This window comes from Wolbachia endosymbiont (group A) of Norellia spinipes (genome assembly GCF_964273535.1).
The window spans coordinates 597,856-616,031 of record NZ_OZ187006.1 but is presented as its reverse complement, the minus strand read 5'-3'; the positions used below and the strand labels follow the sequence as shown (position 1 = coordinate 616,031).

Genomic DNA, 18,176 nt, shown 5'->3' with positions numbered 1-18,176 from the left:
TAGGAGAAATTCATGTCTCGTATAGGTGCTGCTCCTATCAATATTCCTGCTGGTATTTCAGTTGAATATAATAATGGTAGGATGTTAATAAAGAGTGCTAAGGCTGAAAAAGAGCTTAGCTTAATCAGTGATGTTGTGTGCCGGATTGTTGATAATCAGCTACTCCTTTCTGTGGATCAAGATAAAGATGATTATGATGAAATAAAGCCTATGTGGGGCACTTATAGGAGTAATATTAATAATATTATTAACGGCATGGTTGATGGTTTTTCTGTTAATCTTGAGATTAATGGTGTTGGATATAAGGCAGAGTGTGATGGTAAGTATTTGACTTTGTATCTTGGTTATAGCCATAATGTTAAATATAAAGTGCCTAAAGATGTTGAGATTAAGTGCATAAAGCCAACTCACTTAGTAGTTAGTGGTATGGATAAGCAAAAAGTCTATATGGTGGCATCTGATATATGCAGGATTAGGAAGTACGATCCTTATAAAGGTAAGGGTATTGTAATAAAGGGTAAATTTATGTTGCGTAAAGTTGTAAGTAAAAAGAAGTAATTAAGATGAGAAGGTTATATAATTTTTTAAGTAACTATGAAAAAAGGAAGTTGCGTAATAGAGCGAAGCTTGACAAGAGCGCTGAACGTTTGCGTATATCCATATTTAAATCTAATAGGCATTTTTATGTCCAGTTAATTAATGATGTAAAAGGAGTAACTCTCACTTCAGCTTCTACTTTCGATGCTAAAATTAAGGATGTATGTAAAGGAAAAGTCAATGCTGAAACTATAAAACAGGTTTCTTCTTTAATGATTGAGCGCTTATCTGGTCTGAAATTAGAACAAAAGCTAGTATTTGATCGTGGAGCGTATAAATATACAGGATTAGTTTCTCAATTTGCTGAGGCTTTAAGAAGTTCTGGATTTGAGTTTTAGAAGGTTTTGAATATGGCTATAAAGAATTTACAAAATAATAATGATTTATCAGAGCTTTTAGTTTCGGTACGAAGAGTAACAACGGTTACCAAAGGTGGCAGAAGATTTTCATTTTCAATTTTGGTTGTTGTTGGTGATGGGAAGGGTAGGGTAGGATGTGGAATAGGTAAGCACGCAGAAGTTGCTGAAGCAAGAGTCAAAGCTGTAAATGCTGCAAAGAAATCGATGATTAGAGTGTACTTGCGTGAAGGTAGAACTTTGCATCATGATATTAAAGCTAAATTTTGTTCTGGTGAGATAGTTTTAAGAACCGCAAGAGCCGGAACAGGTATTATTGCTGGTGGAGCGATTAGATCAGTTTTTGAGGTGTTAGGTATAAAGGATGTGGTAGCTAAATCCACTAGATCAAATAATCCTCATAATGTTATATGTGCGGTATTTAAGGCTTTTGATAGTATGTTATCTCCTCGTCAGGTAGCAAGCAAAAGAGGCAAAAAGATTAGCGAGATAGTTGGAAACAGGTAAAGTATGAATAATGCTGTAAAATTAAACTCTATATTTACTAAGTTATCTAAGAAAAAGAAGCCTAAGTTGCTGGGTAGAGGTATCGGTTGTGGTAAAGGTAAAACATCCGGTAGAGGGCATAAAGGGCAAAAGGCTAGAAGTGGAGTTTCCATAAATGGTTTTGAGGGTGGACAACAGTCTATATATACTCGTTTGCCTAAAAGAGGTTTTAAGCCTATACGTAGGAACATATATTCTATAATTAATGTTGGCGATATACAGCGCTTAATGGAAGCTAAAAAAATAGTGAAAGACTCTGTTATAGATAAGGAGAGGCTGTATAGATTAGGTTTTATAAAGTCTATTAAGGATAAAATTAAACTTCTTAATAAAGGTAAGTTGAGCGAAAAATTTGTGTTTCATGTTGATTTTGCGTCAGAAGCTGCAAAAAAATCTGTAGCTTCAGTTGGTGGTAGTGTGGAAATACTATCGTAAATCATGGGCAATAAATCCGCATTTAATAGCTTGGATCCTACGTTGTTATATAAAGGCGATTTATTAAAACGTATATTTTTTACGCTAATAGCTTTAATTTGCTATCGCTTGGGTACTTATGTGCCTATTCCTGGAATTAATCTTGATGTAATTAATGATATATTTCCCAAAGAGGGCTCAGGTGTTTTTGGAGTATTTAATTTATTTTCTGGTGGTGCATTGGCTAGAATGACAATTCTAGCATTGAATGTTATGCCATATATAATGGCTTCTATCATTATTCAGTTGCTTTCTTCTGCGATTAAAGGAATGAAGGAAGTTAAGAATGATGGAGAGTCAGGCCGTAGAAAGATGAATTCTTATATACGCTACCTGACCATAGTAATTTGTGTATTTCAATCAATTCCAATTTTGGTTGGATTGGAAGGGATGAATAGGGAAGGGGTATTGGTTGTAATCGAACCTGGTGTTATGTTTCGTACAATAGGTGTTTTCAGCCTTTTAGGTGGAACTATGCTTTTAATATGGCTTGGTGAACGAATCAGTGCTAGCGGTATAGGCAATGGTATCTCATTAATCATTTTCACGGGCATAATATCAGAGTTACACAGCGCTTTGTCATCTCTGTTAACATTAAATAAAAACGGTAGCGTATCGTTATTTATTATCCTTTTTGTTTTGGTATTGTTTTTTTTGCTGCTAGTCTTAGTCATTTTTGTAGAGTCTTCTTATAGAAAAGTTATTGTTCAACATCCTAAAAAGCAATTTAAAAGATTACATAATGACGATTTTACTTATATTCCATTGAAGATTAATTTATCTGGTGTAGTACCAACCATTTTTGCTAATGCAATTTTATTGACACCTATTTCAATTGCAAATTTCTATAAGGGGCACGCTTTTTCTGATTTTATTTTAAATTACTTTATGGCAAATAAAGTAGTATATATTGTAGCCTATTTGGTGCTGATAGTATTTTTTAATTTTTTCTATACCAATTTTATATTTAATCCAGAGGAAAACGCAGATTTTCTTAAAAAAAATGGTGGTTTTATACCTGGTAGAAGGCCTGGGAAACATACTTCTGATTACCTTCAAGATATAGTTTTTAAGTTGACATTCATTGGCTCTGCGTATTTGTTAGTCATATGTACTGTACCTGAAGTTATGAGATATTATTATGATATACCATTTATTTTTGGTGGGACGAGTCTACTGATTATAGTGAACGTTATTACTGATACTATTATGCAAATACAATCTTATATTTTTTCGAATAGGTACGATAGCTGGATAAAGAAATATGAGTCTAAAACGAGGAAAGTAAGATGATCATTACGATTTTTGGTCCTCCAGGTTCTGGTAAAGGTACTCAGTCAAGCTTGTTAATAGCAAAATATAATTTAAAATTAATTTCAGTGGGGGATTTATTAAGGAATATTATATCTAATGGCAGTGAGTTAGGTAAAAAAATAAAGGGTACCGTGGAATCTGGTAATTTAATTCAAGATGAAATTATATGTGGATTATTGCATGACCAGCTTGCATTAATGGATGATAATTGCTTATTAGATGGTTTTCCGAGAAATTTAAACCAGGCTCATTTTTTGACTCAAGTTTTGCAAGAAAAATATAATAGGGATGTTGATATTGTAATTGAACTGCAGCTTGACGATAATATTGCAATCGATAGATTAAAAAATCGTCTCGCGTGTTTGGACTGTAAAAGCATATATAGTGTATCTTCTTTTAAGAGTACTACTTGTGCTAAATGTAAAAGTACGAGGTTAGAGAAAAGAATTGATGATGCTGATATGTCTGCAATTAATAAGAGAATAAGTGAATATCACCTTCAAATGAAAGGTTTACGCGAGTATTATAAAGGCAAATTATTAACAATTGACGCTAATTTGAGTGTTGATGAGGTAACGCAAGAGATTGAAAGTAAAATTTCTTGTAATTTGGTTTGACTCTGAGTTGTTTTATGGTATAAATTAAGAGTTGTTATTAATAAAGTATCGAGGTACCAGTGGCACGTATTGCAGGCATAAATATTCCAGTGAGGAAATGTGTTCCTTTTGCATTAACTTATATATATGGTATAGGTATTGCTACTGCGAATGTAATTTGTCACGCTTGTGAAGTTGATAAGCGCAAACGTGTTTCAGAATTACGAGATGAAGATATAGAAAAGATCAGCAGTTTCATTAGACAAAATTATGTTATAGAAGGTGAGCTCAGAAAAGAAGTGGCTATGAACATAAAATCTTTAGTGGAAATGGGATGCTATAGAGGAGTGAGACATAGAAAAGGTTTACCTGTGAGAGGGCAAAGGACTCATACTAATGCTAAGACTCGTAAAGGTAGATCTCGGTTGCCTATTGCTGGGAAAAAATAAAATTTATTATTATTGTGAGTTTTAATGAAAAAAGTCAAAACGGTTGGTAAGAGTACAAAGGAGTTTATTACTGGTGTTGTTCATATTCGTGCAACTTTTAATAATACTTTTGTAAATGTAACTGATGTTCATGGTAATACGCTATGTCAAACTTCTGTGGGTGCATGTGGTTTTTCAGGTTCGAGAAAATCCACACCTTATGCTGCAGGTAAGGCTGCGGAGGCTGCTGCGAAGAATGCAATGGAGAGATTTGGTATGAAGGTTGTCTCTGTAATAATTCGTGGTCCTGGCTTTGGTACCGAAGCTGCGGTTAAAGCACTTCAGAGCTGTGGGTTGACTGTGACTTCAATTGCAGATAAAACCGCAATTCCTCATAATGGATGCAGGTTAAGAAAAAAAAGAAGAGTATAGGATATTTGAAAAGGTTGTTTTATGTATTATAATAATAATGTTTCTCTCTGTAGCAATTTAGATAAATTGATTAAACCTAGTTCAGTTAAGGTAATATCAGATGATTCAAGTGAAAAAGGTGATATAGTCCTAGAACCGTTGGAAAGTGGTTTTGCTTTAACATTAGGTAATGCATTAAGACGTGTAATGTTATCTTCTCTTAAAGGTAGTGCTGTTTATGGAATAAAAATTGAAGGTATAACTCATGAGTTTACTTCAATTCAAGGGGTAAGAGAAGACGTAACTGATATAGTATTAAATATGGGCATGTTGAGTTGTAAATTAAATGGTGCTTCTAATAAATGCTTAAATTTAAACGCTAAAGGGCCTTGCCAGGTATTAGCTGGGATGATAGAAACTGATGATCAATGCTCTATTGTTAATAAAGATTTGTTAATATGTACGCTGGGGCAAAATGTAGAGCTTAACATGACCATATATGTGGCTAGCGGAAAAGGTTATCTTCCTGTAACTAAGTATAAAGAAAATGAACTTTTGAAGCTTATGAGTGAACAGGATTTAATTGGTTTTATTCCAGTTAATGCTTTGTATAGCCCTGTCAACAGGGTTTCGTACAGGGTAGAGAATAGTCGTGTTGGCCAAGTGACTGATAAGGATAAGCTGATATTGTCAATTGAAACTGATGGTACAATCTCTCCAAGTCAAGCTGTTGACTCTGCTGCAAGAATATTACAGGAGCAACTTCAGCCCTTTATTAGTTCTGATGTAAGTTATAAAAAATCGCAGGTTTCTTCGTCTAGTGGTGCTAAAGATTTGGGTTATGACCCTGTCTTATTGCGTAAGGTAGATGAAATGGAATTATCTGTCAGGTCTCATAACTGTCTGAAAAACGAAAACATCACTTATATAGGTGATCTTGTGCAAAAGACAGAAGGTGAAATGTTAAGAACTGCTAATTTTGGCAGGAAGTCTTTGAATGAGATTAAGGCAGTTTTGGCTAATTTTGGCTTGTCTTTGGGTATGAATGTGCTAAACTGGCCGCCTAAGGATATAGATGAGTTGGCTAAACAACATACTGATGAAGATTAGGTGATATATGAAACATGGAATAAAAAAACGTAAACTATCTCGTTGCACTGAACATAGATTATCGACGTTAAAGAATCTATCTATCTCATTAATTAACCATGAGCAGATTGTAACTACTTTACCAAAAGCTAAGGAACTTCGTCCATATGTCGAAAAGTTTATTACAATTGCTAAGAATAAGAATACTTTACATGGTAGAAGACTTTTGCTTTCACGCCTTCATAATAGTAAGTTAGCAGTTGATAAGTTATTAAACGTCTTAGCCAGCCGTTATCAAGATCGTAAAGGTGGGTATTCTAGAATAATAAAATTTAGCACTCGAAAGGGTGATTGCGCTTCAATGGCAGTGATAGAACTGGTTAATAGGGATATTGCAGCAAGAGGTAAGGTTTATAGTAAAAATAGAGAAGGAGGCAAAGTAGTTACACAAAGTTAATTATTATCATAATTGTTCTTCTTATGGTAAGTAGGTTACGCTACTTTGTAGGTTACTTTGGCGAATTGTTAGTTTTGGCATATTTAAAGCTGAAATGGTATAATGTTATAAAACGCCGTTACCGTTGTAAGTTCGGTGAAATTGACTTAATTGTATCTAAAAAAAAGGAGCTGATTTTTATAGAAGTTAAAACAAGTTTACTTGGAAAAGAAATACCGATATCTCATCTTCAATGTCAGTCTATTATAAATTCTTCTAAGTATTTCTTAAGTACAAACCTTAGTTTTTTAGATTATTCAGTCAGATATGATTTATGTTTTCTTTCCTTAAAGAGAGGACCTGTTTATATAAAAAATGCTTGGATTGAAGAATGGAAGGTTTGTAGCTGAATTAATTTAGATTTACTGGATTTAATATGAAAAAGACCCAATACAATAATTTAGTTTCATCTTACGCTAGAGTGCTGTTTCATGTCTCAGGAAGCAGGTTAGGTATTATAAGGAAAGAAGTAGAATTTTTATTGGCTTTTTTTAAGGATCAACGTGATGTTTTTGTGTACCTATCTCATCCTATGATTTCTTTTGCACACAAAAAAGAAGTGATGCTTTCTATAAATGAGCACTTGAGTGAAAATTTAGTAAAATTTATTATGGTTATATTTGCAAACAAACGCTCTAGTTTATTGATCCTTATATTAGAAAAATTCTTAAGTCTTGCAAAAGAAAATGAAAATGAATTCGAAATTACTATAAAGTCAGCAGAAGCTTTAAAGGAATCTGATATAAAAATAATTACTGAATCTTTGAGCTTTCTTGGTAAAATAATAAAAGTAAGCAATGTGGTTGACCCTTCTATACTAGGTGGCTTCGTAGTTAGGTATGGTTTTAATTTGATCGATGCTTCGCTAAAAAGTTACTTAGATAGGTTAGTTGACTTAAGTAAAATGGAAATATTAAAAGTAAGGAATTTTGTATGAAGAACAGTATGAATGTTTCTGAGATAGCAAGTGTAATAAGGGAAAAAGTTGAGACGTTTGATAATCCTATAAAGCGGGAAAATATAGGTGAAGTAATTTCAGTAACAGATGGTATCGCATTGGTTTATGGGCTGGAAAAAGCAAAATTCGGTGAAAAGGTATTTTTTGCAAGCGGTGTAGAAGGAATAGTTCTTGATTTAGATCATGATACGGCTGGAATAGTTGTGCTTGGTAATGACCGTGATGTGAAAGAAGGGGACGTTGTAAAATGTAGTGGTGATGTTGTGCAGGTGCCTATAGGGCATGAATTGTTAGGGAGAGTTGTAAATGCGTTGGGCCATCCTATAGACGACGGTGGGGAAATTAGAGCCAAAAACAGAATGGATATAGAATCTAAAGCGCCAGGCATTATTGATCGTAAGTCTGTGCATGAGCCACTACAAACAGGAATTAAAATTATAGATTTGCTAATTCCAATAGGTAGAGGGCAGCGTGAATTGATTATTGGCGATAGACAAATTGGTAAAACTACTATTGCGCTTGATACTATTATCAATCAGAAGAAGATTAACGATGAGGTAAACGAAAATCAAAAAATTTACTGTGTTTATGTTGCTATTGGACAAAAAATTTCAACAGTAGCAAAAGTGGTAAATAAGCTGAAAGAAAGCGGAGCATTAGAGTATACAACTGTAGTTGTGGCTAGTGCATCTGACTGTGCGCCTATGCAATTTTTAGCACCTTATGCTGGTTGCACTATTGGGGAATTTTTCCGTGACAATGGAATGCATTGTTTGATTATATATGATGATTTATCTAAGCATGCTGTGGCATATAGGCAGATGTCTTTATTGCTCAGACGTCCTCCTGGTCGTGAAGCTTACCCTGGAGATATATTCTATGTACATTCTCGCTTGCTTGAAAGAGCTGCTAAAATGTCTGATAAAAAAGGGCAGGGGTCTTTAACTGCTTTGCCGATTGTCGAAACTCAAGCTGGTGATGTATCTGCATATGTGCCAACAAATGTTATTTCAATTACCGATGGGCAGATCTTTCTTGAGTCTGAATTATTTTATAAAGGATTTCGACCTGCAGTAAATATAGGTTTGTCAGTTTCACGGGTTGGTTCTGCTGCACAACTAAAGTCTGTGAAGAAAGTTGCTAGTTCTATAAAGCTAAGCTTAGCTCAGTATAGAGAATTAGAAGATTTTGCAAAATTTGGTTCTGATCTTGATGCTAGTGTTCAATTATCCTTGAATAAGGGTAAATATCTTGTCGAGTTATTAAAGCAAAAACAACATTTACCTATGTCAATAGAAGAGCAAGTAGTGCTGATGTATATTTTTTCTAACCTATATAATCAGTTAAGTAAAATACAAATAAGTTACATTAATAAATTTGAACATGATCTTATTAATTATTTTCATACTGTACACCCTGGGGTTTTAAAAAAGTTGTCAAATGACATGAGTGATGATATAAAAGGTGATATTTTTAACATTGTGAGTAATTTCGTTACTCAATTTAATTGCGTTTAGGTGGTGATTATGGCTTCATCCATTATTAATAAATTTCCTATGACGAGGGAAGGTTTTGAGAATATGCAAGCCGAACTTGAAAAATTAAAGGAAGAAAAACCTTCTGTGATACAGGCTATTTCTGATGCTCGTGATCAAGGTGATTTGTCTGAAAATGCAGAGTATCATGCAGCACGGGAAAGGTTAGGTTTTATTGAAGGCCGTATAATGGAGATAGAAAGTAAGCTCTCACATGCGGAAGTAATAGAAGTAAAAAATTTGTCTGGTGATTCAGTAATGTTTGGTGCAACTGTGACATTAAGCATGTTAAGTGATAATAACGGTGAAGTGGAATATGTTTATAAGGTTGTAGGCGAATATGAAGCTGATGTTTCAAAGCAGTTAATATCTACTAGTTCACCACTTGGGAGTGCCTTAATCGGCAAAAAAGTCGGTGAGTATGTGGAAGTGACAGTGCCAAATGGAGAGAAATTGTATAAAATAGTTAAGATTGAATTTAAGTAAATTATTATGGTACAGGCCACTTATGCTTCAATGAGTCTACCCGGTATTTCTTCTGTGGAAGATGTATTAGAGGATGCTCGTTCCGGTAAATTATTCATTTTAGTTGATGATGAAAGTAGAGAGAATGAAGGTGATTTGGTTGTCTTAGCTGAAAAAGTAAAACCAGAACATATGGCTTTTATGGTTAGGTACGGTACAGGGGTTGTGTGCTTAGCAATGACTAAATTTCACATGAAGAGGTTGGGCCTTAATTTCATGGAAAAGAAAAATATTGGTGAAAATCATACCGCATTTACTACATCAATTGATGCACGTTATGGCATTACAACCGGTGTTTCAGCAGAGGATAGAACGAAAACTATACATGCTGCTATCAACAAGGATGGCACTCAGGATGACATCATAACTCCAGGTCATGTTTTTCCTGTAATTGCACATAAAGGTGGGGTGGCACAACGTGCTGGTCATACTGAAGCGAGTGTTGAAATGGCGAAGTTAGTAGGGTTTGATCATTCAGCAGTTATTTGTGAATTAGTGAATGATGATGGCTCTATGATGCGCTTACCTCAGTTACTTAAATTTGCTGAACAACATAAAATTAAGTTAACTACCATCGACAAACTTATCAGTTACGTTAAAAAATTAAACTAGCGTTTATAAATTTGTATAATTTAAGTGTTAAAATATAGAATTCCTATAAATTATACAAGCACAGAATTTCCATGTTTAGAATTGCTAAGTTTTTGACCTTATTGTTCTTTTTTGCATATTATAATAATGCTTACTCTATTAACATTATTAGAGATAGTGAAGTGGAAGCAATAGTGAAAGAGCTAGCGCAACCTTTATTTTTCGCTGCAAACATTGATAGTGACCGAATGAAAGTTTTTATAATTAATGATAATTCGATTAATGCTTTTGTAATTAACAACAACAGTATCTTCATTCATTTAGGACTTTTACAATACTCGGCTAAACCTTATGTCCTGCTTGGTATATTAGCACATGAGATTGCTCACATATCTGCTGGTCATATATTGCAAATGAGTAGTGCTATGGGTTATTTTCAATCGATAGCAATGATTAGTTATATGGTAGGATTAGTTTCTAGTATTATCATTAACCCTCAGGTTGCTGGTGCAATTTTGCTTAGTGGTGTAGCACTCAGTTCAGGGCTATTTTTTAACTATTCTCAAGAGCAAGAAAGTGTAGCAGATAGCTATGCTTTAAGGTACCTTGATGAATCTGGCTATGATAATTCAGGTATGAAAGAGATTTTTGATTATTTTAAAAGTATTGAGCATGAGAACACCGAGGAATATTTCCGCACTCACCCACTTAGTGAGAAACGCATATTTGCTGTACAAAATTATAAGGTCAAAAACAACGTAAAACCAATTTTTGCGGATAAGTTACTAAAGTTTGAGCGTGTGGTTGCAAAGTTAGACTCTTTCTTTGTTCCTATTCATGTGTTATCTAATAAATATGAAAATAATTCTGAGTATGTAAATGCTATAGTTTGCTATAGGCAAGGAAAGATAGAAGAGGCTATTGCTAAAGTTAATTCATTGATTCAAGAGTCACGCAATGACCCATACCTATATGAATTAAAAGCAGAAATGCTATACAAGGCCGGAAATTTAAGTGAAGCAATAAAAATGTATGAGGAATCGCTTAGGTATTTATCTGAGAAAAACAGTTATTTAGTGAAACTTGCATTATCTCATACTTTATTATTACACGGTGATGCAAAAAAGGCGATTTTTTACCTGGAGCAGATTTTGAATGTAGAACCAAATAACGCTTTTGTCTGGAAATATTTAAGCATTGCATATAAATGTGAAGCTGATACGGCAATGCATTATTTTGCCTTGACAAAAAAGGCTTGTATTGAAGGTGATTTAAAGCAATTTACAAAATATGCTGAGCTAGCTGTTAAAACTCTACCAAAAGATAGTCCTTATTTGTTGCAAGTTGAAGATATGAAGCGATTTAATGGATAACAAAAAAGCATTTCTGCACTTTTATGGGTTATTTTCCACACTTTTCCAACATAGCTTTTGCTTCATCACTTACGTTGGGCATAATTTTCGTTATGATAGTTTTAGCGCCAAAAAATACACCACAGAACATGCCTAGAGCAAAGAGGGCTGGCCACGGCATCCTGCCAAATATTGCAAGCAAAGCTGCACCAATTATTACTACCGTCATAAGTGGACCGCCTATTCCCCAAACGTAACCAATAATATTGCATATTACTTTAGTTGTGTCATCCATATCAGGATCAGTGGTAGCTGCATAACCTGAGAAAGAGAAAAGTAATACTACACAAAAAACACTAAAAAATCTTTTTATTATAGAGCTCATTTTCTTGCCTTTAAATAATAAATTAACGCAAACGCAAACCTACACATATTTTTATTTTAAAGTAAAAATTATAATTTGTCTATACATAAGTGTTGCTACATAAATAACCCACCATTAATGTTAAGCACATGCCCTGTTATATATTTTGCTTCATCACTTGCTAAAAATAAGACCCCTGCTGCTATTTCTTCCCCTGTTCCCATTCTTTTCATTGGAATATTATCTAATATTTTTCCCTTTTGTCCTTCATTTAAAACTTCAGTCATTTTAGTATCTATAAACCCAGGAGCAATACAATTTACTGTTATATTACGACTTGCAACTTCTTTTGCTATAGATTTGCTCATAGCTATTATTCCAGCTTTAGACGCTGCATAATTTGCTTGCCCGGCGTTTCCTGTCAGCCCTATTATTGAGGAAATATTTATAATTCTTCCCCAATTATTCTTAATTAGTCTCTTACATGCTTCTCTACTCAGCTTAAATGTAGAGCTCAAGTTAATATCAATTACTTTTTGCCATGCTTCATCTGTCATTCTCAATAATAAACTGTCTCGCGTAATGCCCGCATTGCATATAAGCCCGTCAAAGCCTTCCATCAACTCACTTGCTCTATTTACTAGTTGATTTACTTCCTCAGCATTTGATAAGTCACAAGGGAGTATGTGCATATTTTTTTCATATTGTTTAGCAACTTCTTCGAGCACTTCTTTTTTTGTGCCAGAAATACATAAAGTTGCTCCGGCTTTGTGCATAATTTTTACAATTGCTTGCCCTATTCCGCCTGATGCGCCAGTGATCAGGAACTTTCTACTTTCCAATCTAAACATAATAACTTTATATTATCTTAATTCCTAACAGAATATCGACTGGTTGGCAATAGATTTCTTACATAATATAAGTAACTCAGATATTCACAAAATAAAGGAAAAGTTATAATAAAGTTAAACGTCAAAAAATTTTAAAAACATAGTTGATGCAGGAATTGTTACTAAATAGTTTATTCTGGTGCTCTGCAGTCTAAATGGAATGCCTAAATTATAGATTCTTTGTTTTTGTGTGTTATCTTGAGTTAACACAAATTCACAGTAGTATTATGATAAGTAAGTTAAAAAAGCTTAGCGCTGGATTTTCTTTGACAGGCCTGATTGGCCATAGTGATAATATAAATATGCAAGGAGCAAAAAATAAAAAGAAGAAGTACCCAAAATTTTTGGATAAGACGTTTGCATTGATTGATGCAGTGATAAATTTTATTTTAAAACGCGAAAGTAATAACGTAAATGAAGTTCTGAGAGTAACATGGGGACCACTATTTTTTGGTCTGGTAGTAATACTCATCTTTTTTGGGATAGGTGGTATTTGGTCGGCTATAGCTCCAATTGACGGTGCGGTGCATGCAAGTGGAGAAGTTATTGTATCTTCAAATAGGAAAATAGTTCAACACTTGGGCGGAGGAATAATAAGCAAAATTTTAGTCAAAGAGAGCCAAGCAGTTAAAAAAGATGAGCCTCTAGTTTTGTTGAGTGATGTTAACGAGAAGGCGAATTTAAGTATTATCAAAGAGAAGCTCTTATCATTTTTAGCAACAGAAGCAAGGCTTATTGCAATCAGAGGAGATTTAGACACGCTCGAGTTTCCTGATGAGGTTAAAAAATTATCTCACGATGAACTTGTAAATAAAGCGATAAAGAATCAAGTAAAGTTGTTCAACTCTCAGAGAAAGAGCATATTGGGAAAAACAGACATACTGCAACAACGTATAAAGCAGTTAAATGATGAATTAGCTGGGCTAAACTTTCAACTAAATGCAGCTCATAAGCAATATGACTTGATAACTGAGGAGTTGGAAACAAAAAGACAATTACTTGATAGTGGCCATATAAGCAAACCACACATTTTAGCTTTAGAAAAACAGTTTGCTGAAATTGAAGGCAGAGTTGGACATTACCGTTCTGCAATATCTCAAGTGCAGCAAAAAATTGGAGAGAATGAATTAGAAATTATAAACGTGAGAAATGATTCTCAAGAAAGAGCAAACGCTGAACTTAAGGAAGTTAGTACGTCTATTGCAGACTTGAAAGAGAGGCTGATGGTTGCTGAAGATTCATTAGCACGTACAATAATTAAATCCCCTCAAGATGGGATAGTCACAGATATAAGATACCATACTGAAGGTGGTGTTATACAATCTGGAGTTCCAATCATGAGCGTAGTGCCATCGGATGATGACCTAATAATAGATGCTAAAATTCAGACCAGAAACATAGAAGAGGTACTGTCAGCACAAAAGAAAGATAGCAACATAGTCTCTATTGATGGGCTAGAAGGGCTAAAGGTTAAAGTCCGGCTGAGTGCTTACAGTGCACGTCGTTTAAGTTTAATTAGTGGTATAGTAAGCCATATTTCTCCTGATGCTCTTGATGATCCAAGACTAGGGCGTTATTATTCAGTGCGCGTGGTGATACCAAAGTCAGAGCTTGCTCAATTTAAAAATGTATACCTATACCCTGGTATGCCAGCAGAAGTGTACATAGTTACTCAATCCCGTACTCTTTTATCATTCTTGTTTACACCTATAATTGCAACAGTCGATAGGTCTTTTATAGAAAGGTAGCTCTATTTGGCTTCTCTAAAGATTTCGTTTACAGAATCTAGTAACTCAGCTATGCAGAATGAAAAAAGTTTGTATGGTATACAAATATAGTGTGTTTTTTTATAATTATTTTCTATAATGCGTAAATCTTTGGTCCAAGCTGTAAATGCTACCATAGGCATTAAAAGTTAATTAACAAACTGCAATGTATAATAAAATAAAGGAACTTGTAAGATTTTGATCTTGCAAATTATAAACTTGTCATAAAGTTTAATAGTGTCTGTTACTGCTTTTAGGTGTGAGGCTAGAGGGTTATTAGCAGTAACAGACACTATTAAACTTATTATAGAATTTACTTAAAGTAAATACTTAATTTAAAATATTATAATATTTTTCCTTACAATAGATTTATGTAAATGCTTTTTTCCTCAAATTAGTATTGTACTATTATACTTATTGAATGCTAAAAAATTATTAACCATCACTAATCTCTATTTGCATAGTAAGTTTATATATGCTATTATACAGTATATCATTTAGTTTTATAGCAAACAAACAAAAGATATGGTGAAGTTATTTGCACTATTGATAATATTTTACTCAAATATATCTGTTGCCTCTGCTCCTACTTCCTGGCAATTTGGATTTCCTGCTCCTGCAACTGAAGTAATGGAGGCTGTAGTTAGGTCACATTCGTTTGTAATGGTTGTGATGGTTGCAATAATGCTTTTTGTGTGGGCGCTGCTTGCTTATGTAGTATTTCGCTTTCGTAAAAGCAAAGTGGCAAACGTAAGCCAAACTAACCACAATGTCCTTTTAGAAATTGTTTGGTTTGTTATACCAACGATTATTGCTGGTATATTAGCCTTTGAAAACGCTAAATTACTGAAGCTACAGGAAGAAATACCGAAAGCTGATATAACACTGAAAGTTATTGGCCATCAATGGTATTGGAGTTACCAATATCCAGAATATCAAGGTGTGTCATTTGATAGTTATATTAAGGGAAAAGAAGACTTTATCGAAGGAGATTTAAAGCTATTCTCTGTTGATAACAACATCGTTTTACCCATTAATACTAACGTTCGTTTACAAGTTACAGCAGGAGATGTGATACACAGCTGGGGAGTACCGGCTTTCGGTGTAAAAATTGATGCGATACCAGGTAGGCTGAATGAGGCGTGGTTTAATATCAAAAAGTCTGGTGTTTATTACGGGCAGTGCTATGAATTGTGTGGTCAAGGCCATGGATTTATGCCAATTGTTGTTGAAGCAGTAAGCAAAGAAGATTTTAATAAGTGGATTGAAAATAGAAAATTAGTGAGTTAAATTTGGAGTATAGATATGAGTGACATACCAAAGGGCATAAAGCGTTGGTTGTTTTCCACTAATCATAAAGACATAGGGACACTGTACATTATTTTTTCCATATTAGCTGGAATTATTGGTGGATTATTATCGGTGATTATTCGCACTCATCTAATGCACATTAATATACTTAACAATAATTATCAATTATATAACGTAATGGTTACAGGGCATGCGTTGATAATGGTGTTTTTTATGATAATGCCAGCCCTCATGGGAGGATTTGGTAACTGGTTTGTACCTCTCATGATTGGCGCACCAGATATGGCATTTCCTCGTATGAATAATTTAAGTTTTTGGTTATTAGTGTCATCTTTTATTTTGCTCATTCTCTCAGTGTTTATTGGTGAAGGTCCAGGTACAGGTTGGACTTTATATCCACCTTTATCACAGGTAATGTCCCATCCAAGTGCAGGAGTTGACATTGCTATACTTGCACTTCATGTTGCTGGTATGTCGTCAATTGTTGGGGCGATCAACTTTATAGTTACTATATTTAACATGCGCACAAAAGGAATGTCATTAACTAAGATGCCACTGTTTGTTTGGTCTGTCTTGCTAACAGCATTTATGTTGATTGTTGCCTTACCAGTGCTTGCCGGTGCTATAACTATGCTTCTTACTGATCGCAATGTTGGTACTTCCTTTTTTGATCCTGCCGGTGGCGGAGATCCTGTGTTATTTCAACATCTATTTTGGTTTTTTGGTCATCCAGAAGTTTACGTAATTATTTTTCCTGCATTTGGCATCATAAGTCAGGTTGTATCAACTTTTTCTCACAGACCTGTATTTGGTTACATAGGGATGGTTTATGCTATGATAGGTATAGCAGTATTTGGCTTTATGGTGTGGGCTCATCATATGTTCACTGTTGGGCTTAGTGCTGACGCTGCTGCATTTTTTAGCACTACCACAATTTTTATCGGTGTTATAACTGGTGTAAAAGTCTTTAGCTGGATTGCAACTATGTGGGGTGGAGCAATTGAGTTTAAGACCCCTATGCTATTTGCACTAGGTTTTATTTTCATGTTTGTTGGCGGTGGCATAACGGGAATAATTCTTTCTCATGGTGGAATAGATAAGCTTCTGCATGATACCTACTATGTTGTTGCTCACTTCCATTATGTCATGTCACTTGCTGCATTATTTGGAGCTTTTGCTGGCTTTTATTATTGGATTGGTAAAATGTCGGGTAAACAATATAATGAGCGCTTAGGTCAAATCCACTTTTGGCTTACTTTTATTAGTACCAATATCACTTTTTTACCTCAACATTTCTTAGGATTAGCTGGCATGCCAAGGCGTATACCTGATTATCCTGATGCGTTTATTCCTTGGAATTATATATCCTCAATTGGCTCATATATGTCCTTTGTTTCAGTTATGTTTTTTGTGTTTATAGTTATACATCTCTTTAAATGGGGAAAAAAAGCTGGAGATAATCCTTGGGAAGGTGACACCTTGGAATGGACAGTATCTTCACCACCGCCTTTTCATACTTTCGAAAAGCCACCAGTGGTAAAATAGAATGTACACAAGTGTTTTGCTAAATGTTGAATCAACAATACTGGATTTTTGGCGTTTGCTGAAGCCAAGGATAATGTATCTTGTGGTATTTACTGCAGTTGCTGGTATGGTTACTACACCAGGTAGTATGCACCCTTTTCTAGCACTAATATCTCTTATATGTGTTGCTCTTGGCTCAGGATCTGCAGGTGCTATAAATATGTGGTATGACAGAGACATAGATCTGCTCATGGAAAGGACAAAAAACCGCCCTATACCCTCAGGAAGAATTCTTGCAGAAAGTGCGCTTGAATTTGGTATAACTCTTGGAATATTGTCAGTATTTATCATGGCAATAGCAGTAAACTATATTTCTGCTGCTTTGCTTGCAGTTAGCATATTATTTTACGTTTTCGTATATACAATTTGGCTAAAAAGGCGTACTCCACAGAATATCGTTATCGGTGGTGCAGCAGGTGCTTTTCCTCCAATGATTGGCTGGGCAGCTGTGACTAATTCTGTCAGTTGGGAAAGTTTCATTTTATTTTTAGTAATTTTTATGTGGACTCCACCACACTTTTGGGCCCTATCTTTAAATAAGTCTGAAGACTATGCAAGAGCATCGATTCCTATGTTCAATATTGTTTATGGTCCGGAAAAAACAAGAAAATATATATTAATTTATAGTGTGTTGCTGGTATTAACCAGCTTGCTTCCAGCTCTATTTTTGAAAAAGGCTTTACTTTATCTAAGCATGGCAATTTTTGCAGGTTGCATCTTTATTTGGTACGCTATATCAATTCTCAGATTCAAGAACCACAACTCACAGAAACAAATGTTTTCTTATTCAATTTCTTATCTATTTTCCCTATTCGCCAGTATTATTTTTTGTTCTATTGATTTATTTTAGTTATGAAAGAACGGCAGAAGCATAAAAACTATTTTTTACTTTTCCTTTTGGTAATGCTCGTTGTCACACTTTTTTTTGTTTCTATAATAAAATTTAAAGGTGCAGCTTAAACTACCTTTAGAAATTGTGCTTTCATAAAAGCA

General features: G+C 34.4%; 22 protein-coding genes. 20 read left to right on the top strand and 2 right to left on the bottom strand.

From position 1 onward, the window contains the following. The first annotated feature begins 12 nt into the window (after positions 1-12). From rplF to ACFZP3_RS02965, 16 genes are all read left to right on the top strand, one after another. A complete protein-coding gene (gene rplF, locus ACFZP3_RS03040; RefSeq protein ID WP_253309084.1) occupies positions 13-558 on the top strand; it encodes a 50S ribosomal protein L6 in 546 nt (181 codons plus the stop codon). A gap of 5 nt (positions 559-563) precedes the next feature. Continuing rightward, positions 564-935 carry a 50S ribosomal protein L18 gene (rplR, locus tag ACFZP3_RS03035; RefSeq protein ID WP_386086821.1) on the top strand — a complete coding sequence of 124 codons (372 nt, stop codon included), beginning with the start codon at positions 564-566 and terminating at the stop codon, positions 933-935. Between the two features lie 12 nt (positions 936-947). Further along, positions 948-1,460 (top strand): 30S ribosomal protein S5, encoded by a 513-nt coding sequence (gene rpsE / locus ACFZP3_RS03030; protein WP_253309082.1) that lies wholly within the window; start codon positions 948-950, stop codon positions 1,458-1,460. Positions 1,461-1,463: 3 nt separating this feature from the next. Then, the gene (rplO, locus tag ACFZP3_RS03025; protein ID WP_096616812.1) at positions 1,464-1,934 is read left to right on the top strand and encodes a 50S ribosomal protein L15; all 471 of its coding nucleotides are present in this window, start codon (positions 1,464-1,466) and stop codon (positions 1,932-1,934) included. Positions 1,935-1,937: 3 nt separating this feature from the next. Beyond that, positions 1,938-3,266: a preprotein translocase subunit SecY gene (secY, locus tag ACFZP3_RS03020; RefSeq protein ID WP_386086820.1), complete on the top strand. Its 1,329-nt coding sequence runs from the start codon at positions 1,938-1,940 to the stop codon at positions 3,264-3,266. Continuing rightward, a complete protein-coding gene (locus tag ACFZP3_RS03015) occupies positions 3,263-3,904 on the top strand; it encodes an adenylate kinase family protein (RefSeq protein WP_253309080.1) in 642 nt (213 codons plus the stop codon). Before secY ends, ACFZP3_RS03015 begins: the two co-directional genes overlap by 4 nt. A 59-nt stretch (positions 3,905-3,963) precedes the next feature. Further along, positions 3,964-4,332, top strand: a complete 369-nt coding sequence (gene rpsM / locus ACFZP3_RS03010; protein WP_007550179.1) for a 30S ribosomal protein S13 — start codon at positions 3,964-3,966, stop codon at positions 4,330-4,332. Between the two features lie 24 nt (positions 4,333-4,356). Further along, positions 4,357-4,743, top strand: a complete 387-nt coding sequence (gene rpsK, locus ACFZP3_RS03005; protein WP_264732204.1) for a 30S ribosomal protein S11 — start codon at positions 4,357-4,359, stop codon at positions 4,741-4,743. Between the two features lie 21 nt (positions 4,744-4,764). After that, entirely contained in the window at positions 4,765-5,832 is a 1,068-nt protein-coding gene (locus ACFZP3_RS03000; protein ID WP_253309078.1) for a DNA-directed RNA polymerase subunit alpha, read from the top strand. 7 nt (positions 5,833-5,839) lie between these two features. Next, entirely contained in the window at positions 5,840-6,268 is a 429-nt protein-coding gene (gene rplQ, locus ACFZP3_RS02995; RefSeq protein WP_253309077.1) for a 50S ribosomal protein L17, read from the top strand. A gap of 23 nt (positions 6,269-6,291) precedes the next feature. Beyond that, positions 6,292-6,657 carry a YraN family protein gene (locus tag ACFZP3_RS02990; protein ID WP_253309076.1) on the top strand — a complete coding sequence of 122 codons (366 nt, stop codon included), beginning with the start codon at positions 6,292-6,294 and terminating at the stop codon, positions 6,655-6,657. 26 nt (positions 6,658-6,683) lie between these two features. Next, a complete protein-coding gene (gene atpH, locus ACFZP3_RS02985; RefSeq protein ID WP_253309075.1) occupies positions 6,684-7,244 on the top strand; it encodes an ATP synthase F1 subunit delta in 561 nt (186 codons plus the stop codon). After that, entirely contained in the window at positions 7,241-8,782 is a 1,542-nt protein-coding gene (atpA, locus tag ACFZP3_RS02980) for a F0F1 ATP synthase subunit alpha (RefSeq protein ID WP_253309074.1), read from the top strand. Before atpH ends, atpA begins: the two co-directional genes overlap by 4 nt. A 9-nt stretch (positions 8,783-8,791) precedes the next feature. Further along, the gene (greA, locus tag ACFZP3_RS02975) at positions 8,792-9,286 is read left to right on the top strand and encodes a transcription elongation factor GreA (protein WP_007549342.1); all 495 of its coding nucleotides are present in this window, start codon (positions 8,792-8,794) and stop codon (positions 9,284-9,286) included. Between the two features lie 6 nt (positions 9,287-9,292). Then, on the top strand, positions 9,293-9,937 hold the full coding sequence (ribB, locus tag ACFZP3_RS02970) for a 3,4-dihydroxy-2-butanone-4-phosphate synthase (RefSeq protein ID WP_182182755.1): 645 nt from the start codon (positions 9,293-9,295) through the stop codon (positions 9,935-9,937). A gap of 71 nt (positions 9,938-10,008) precedes the next feature. Beyond that, complete coding sequence (locus ACFZP3_RS02965) at positions 10,009-11,289, top strand: M48 family metalloprotease (RefSeq protein ID WP_264688286.1); 1,281 nt, start codon at positions 10,009-10,011, stop codon at positions 11,287-11,289. Positions 11,290-11,317: 28 nt separating this feature from the next. Here ACFZP3_RS02965 and ACFZP3_RS02960 read toward each other — a convergent pair whose 3' ends face one another. Together ACFZP3_RS02960 and fabG are read right to left on the bottom strand one after the other, a co-directional pair. Beyond that, positions 11,318-11,653: a TrbC/VirB2 family protein gene (locus ACFZP3_RS02960; protein WP_253309072.1), complete on the bottom strand. Its 336-nt coding sequence runs from the start codon at positions 11,651-11,653 to the stop codon at positions 11,318-11,320. A 95-nt stretch (positions 11,654-11,748) separates the two neighbouring features. After that, positions 11,749-12,483 (bottom strand): 3-oxoacyl-[acyl-carrier-protein] reductase, encoded by a 735-nt coding sequence (gene fabG, locus ACFZP3_RS02955; RefSeq protein WP_253309071.1) that lies wholly within the window; start codon positions 12,481-12,483, stop codon positions 11,749-11,751. A 266-nt stretch (positions 12,484-12,749) separates the two neighbouring features. Here fabG and ACFZP3_RS02950 point away from each other — a divergent pair, with 266 nt between their 5' ends. From ACFZP3_RS02950 to ACFZP3_RS02935, 4 genes are all read left to right on the top strand, one after another. Next, complete coding sequence (locus tag ACFZP3_RS02950) at positions 12,750-14,270, top strand: HlyD family type I secretion periplasmic adaptor subunit (RefSeq protein WP_253309070.1); 1,521 nt, start codon at positions 12,750-12,752, stop codon at positions 14,268-14,270. A gap of 543 nt (positions 14,271-14,813) precedes the next feature. Next, positions 14,814-15,578 carry a cytochrome c oxidase subunit II gene (gene coxB / locus ACFZP3_RS02945; RefSeq protein WP_264732220.1) on the top strand — a complete coding sequence of 255 codons (765 nt, stop codon included), beginning with the start codon at positions 14,814-14,816 and terminating at the stop codon, positions 15,576-15,578. Between the two features lie 15 nt (positions 15,579-15,593). Then, a complete protein-coding gene (gene ctaD / locus ACFZP3_RS02940) occupies positions 15,594-17,144 on the top strand; it encodes a cytochrome c oxidase subunit I (protein WP_386086819.1) in 1,551 nt (516 codons plus the stop codon). A 1-nt stretch (position 17,145) separates the two neighbouring features. Further along, a complete protein-coding gene (locus tag ACFZP3_RS02935) occupies positions 17,146-18,033 on the top strand; it encodes a heme o synthase (RefSeq protein ID WP_386086818.1) in 888 nt (295 codons plus the stop codon). Positions 18,034-18,176: the final 143 nt, after the last annotated feature.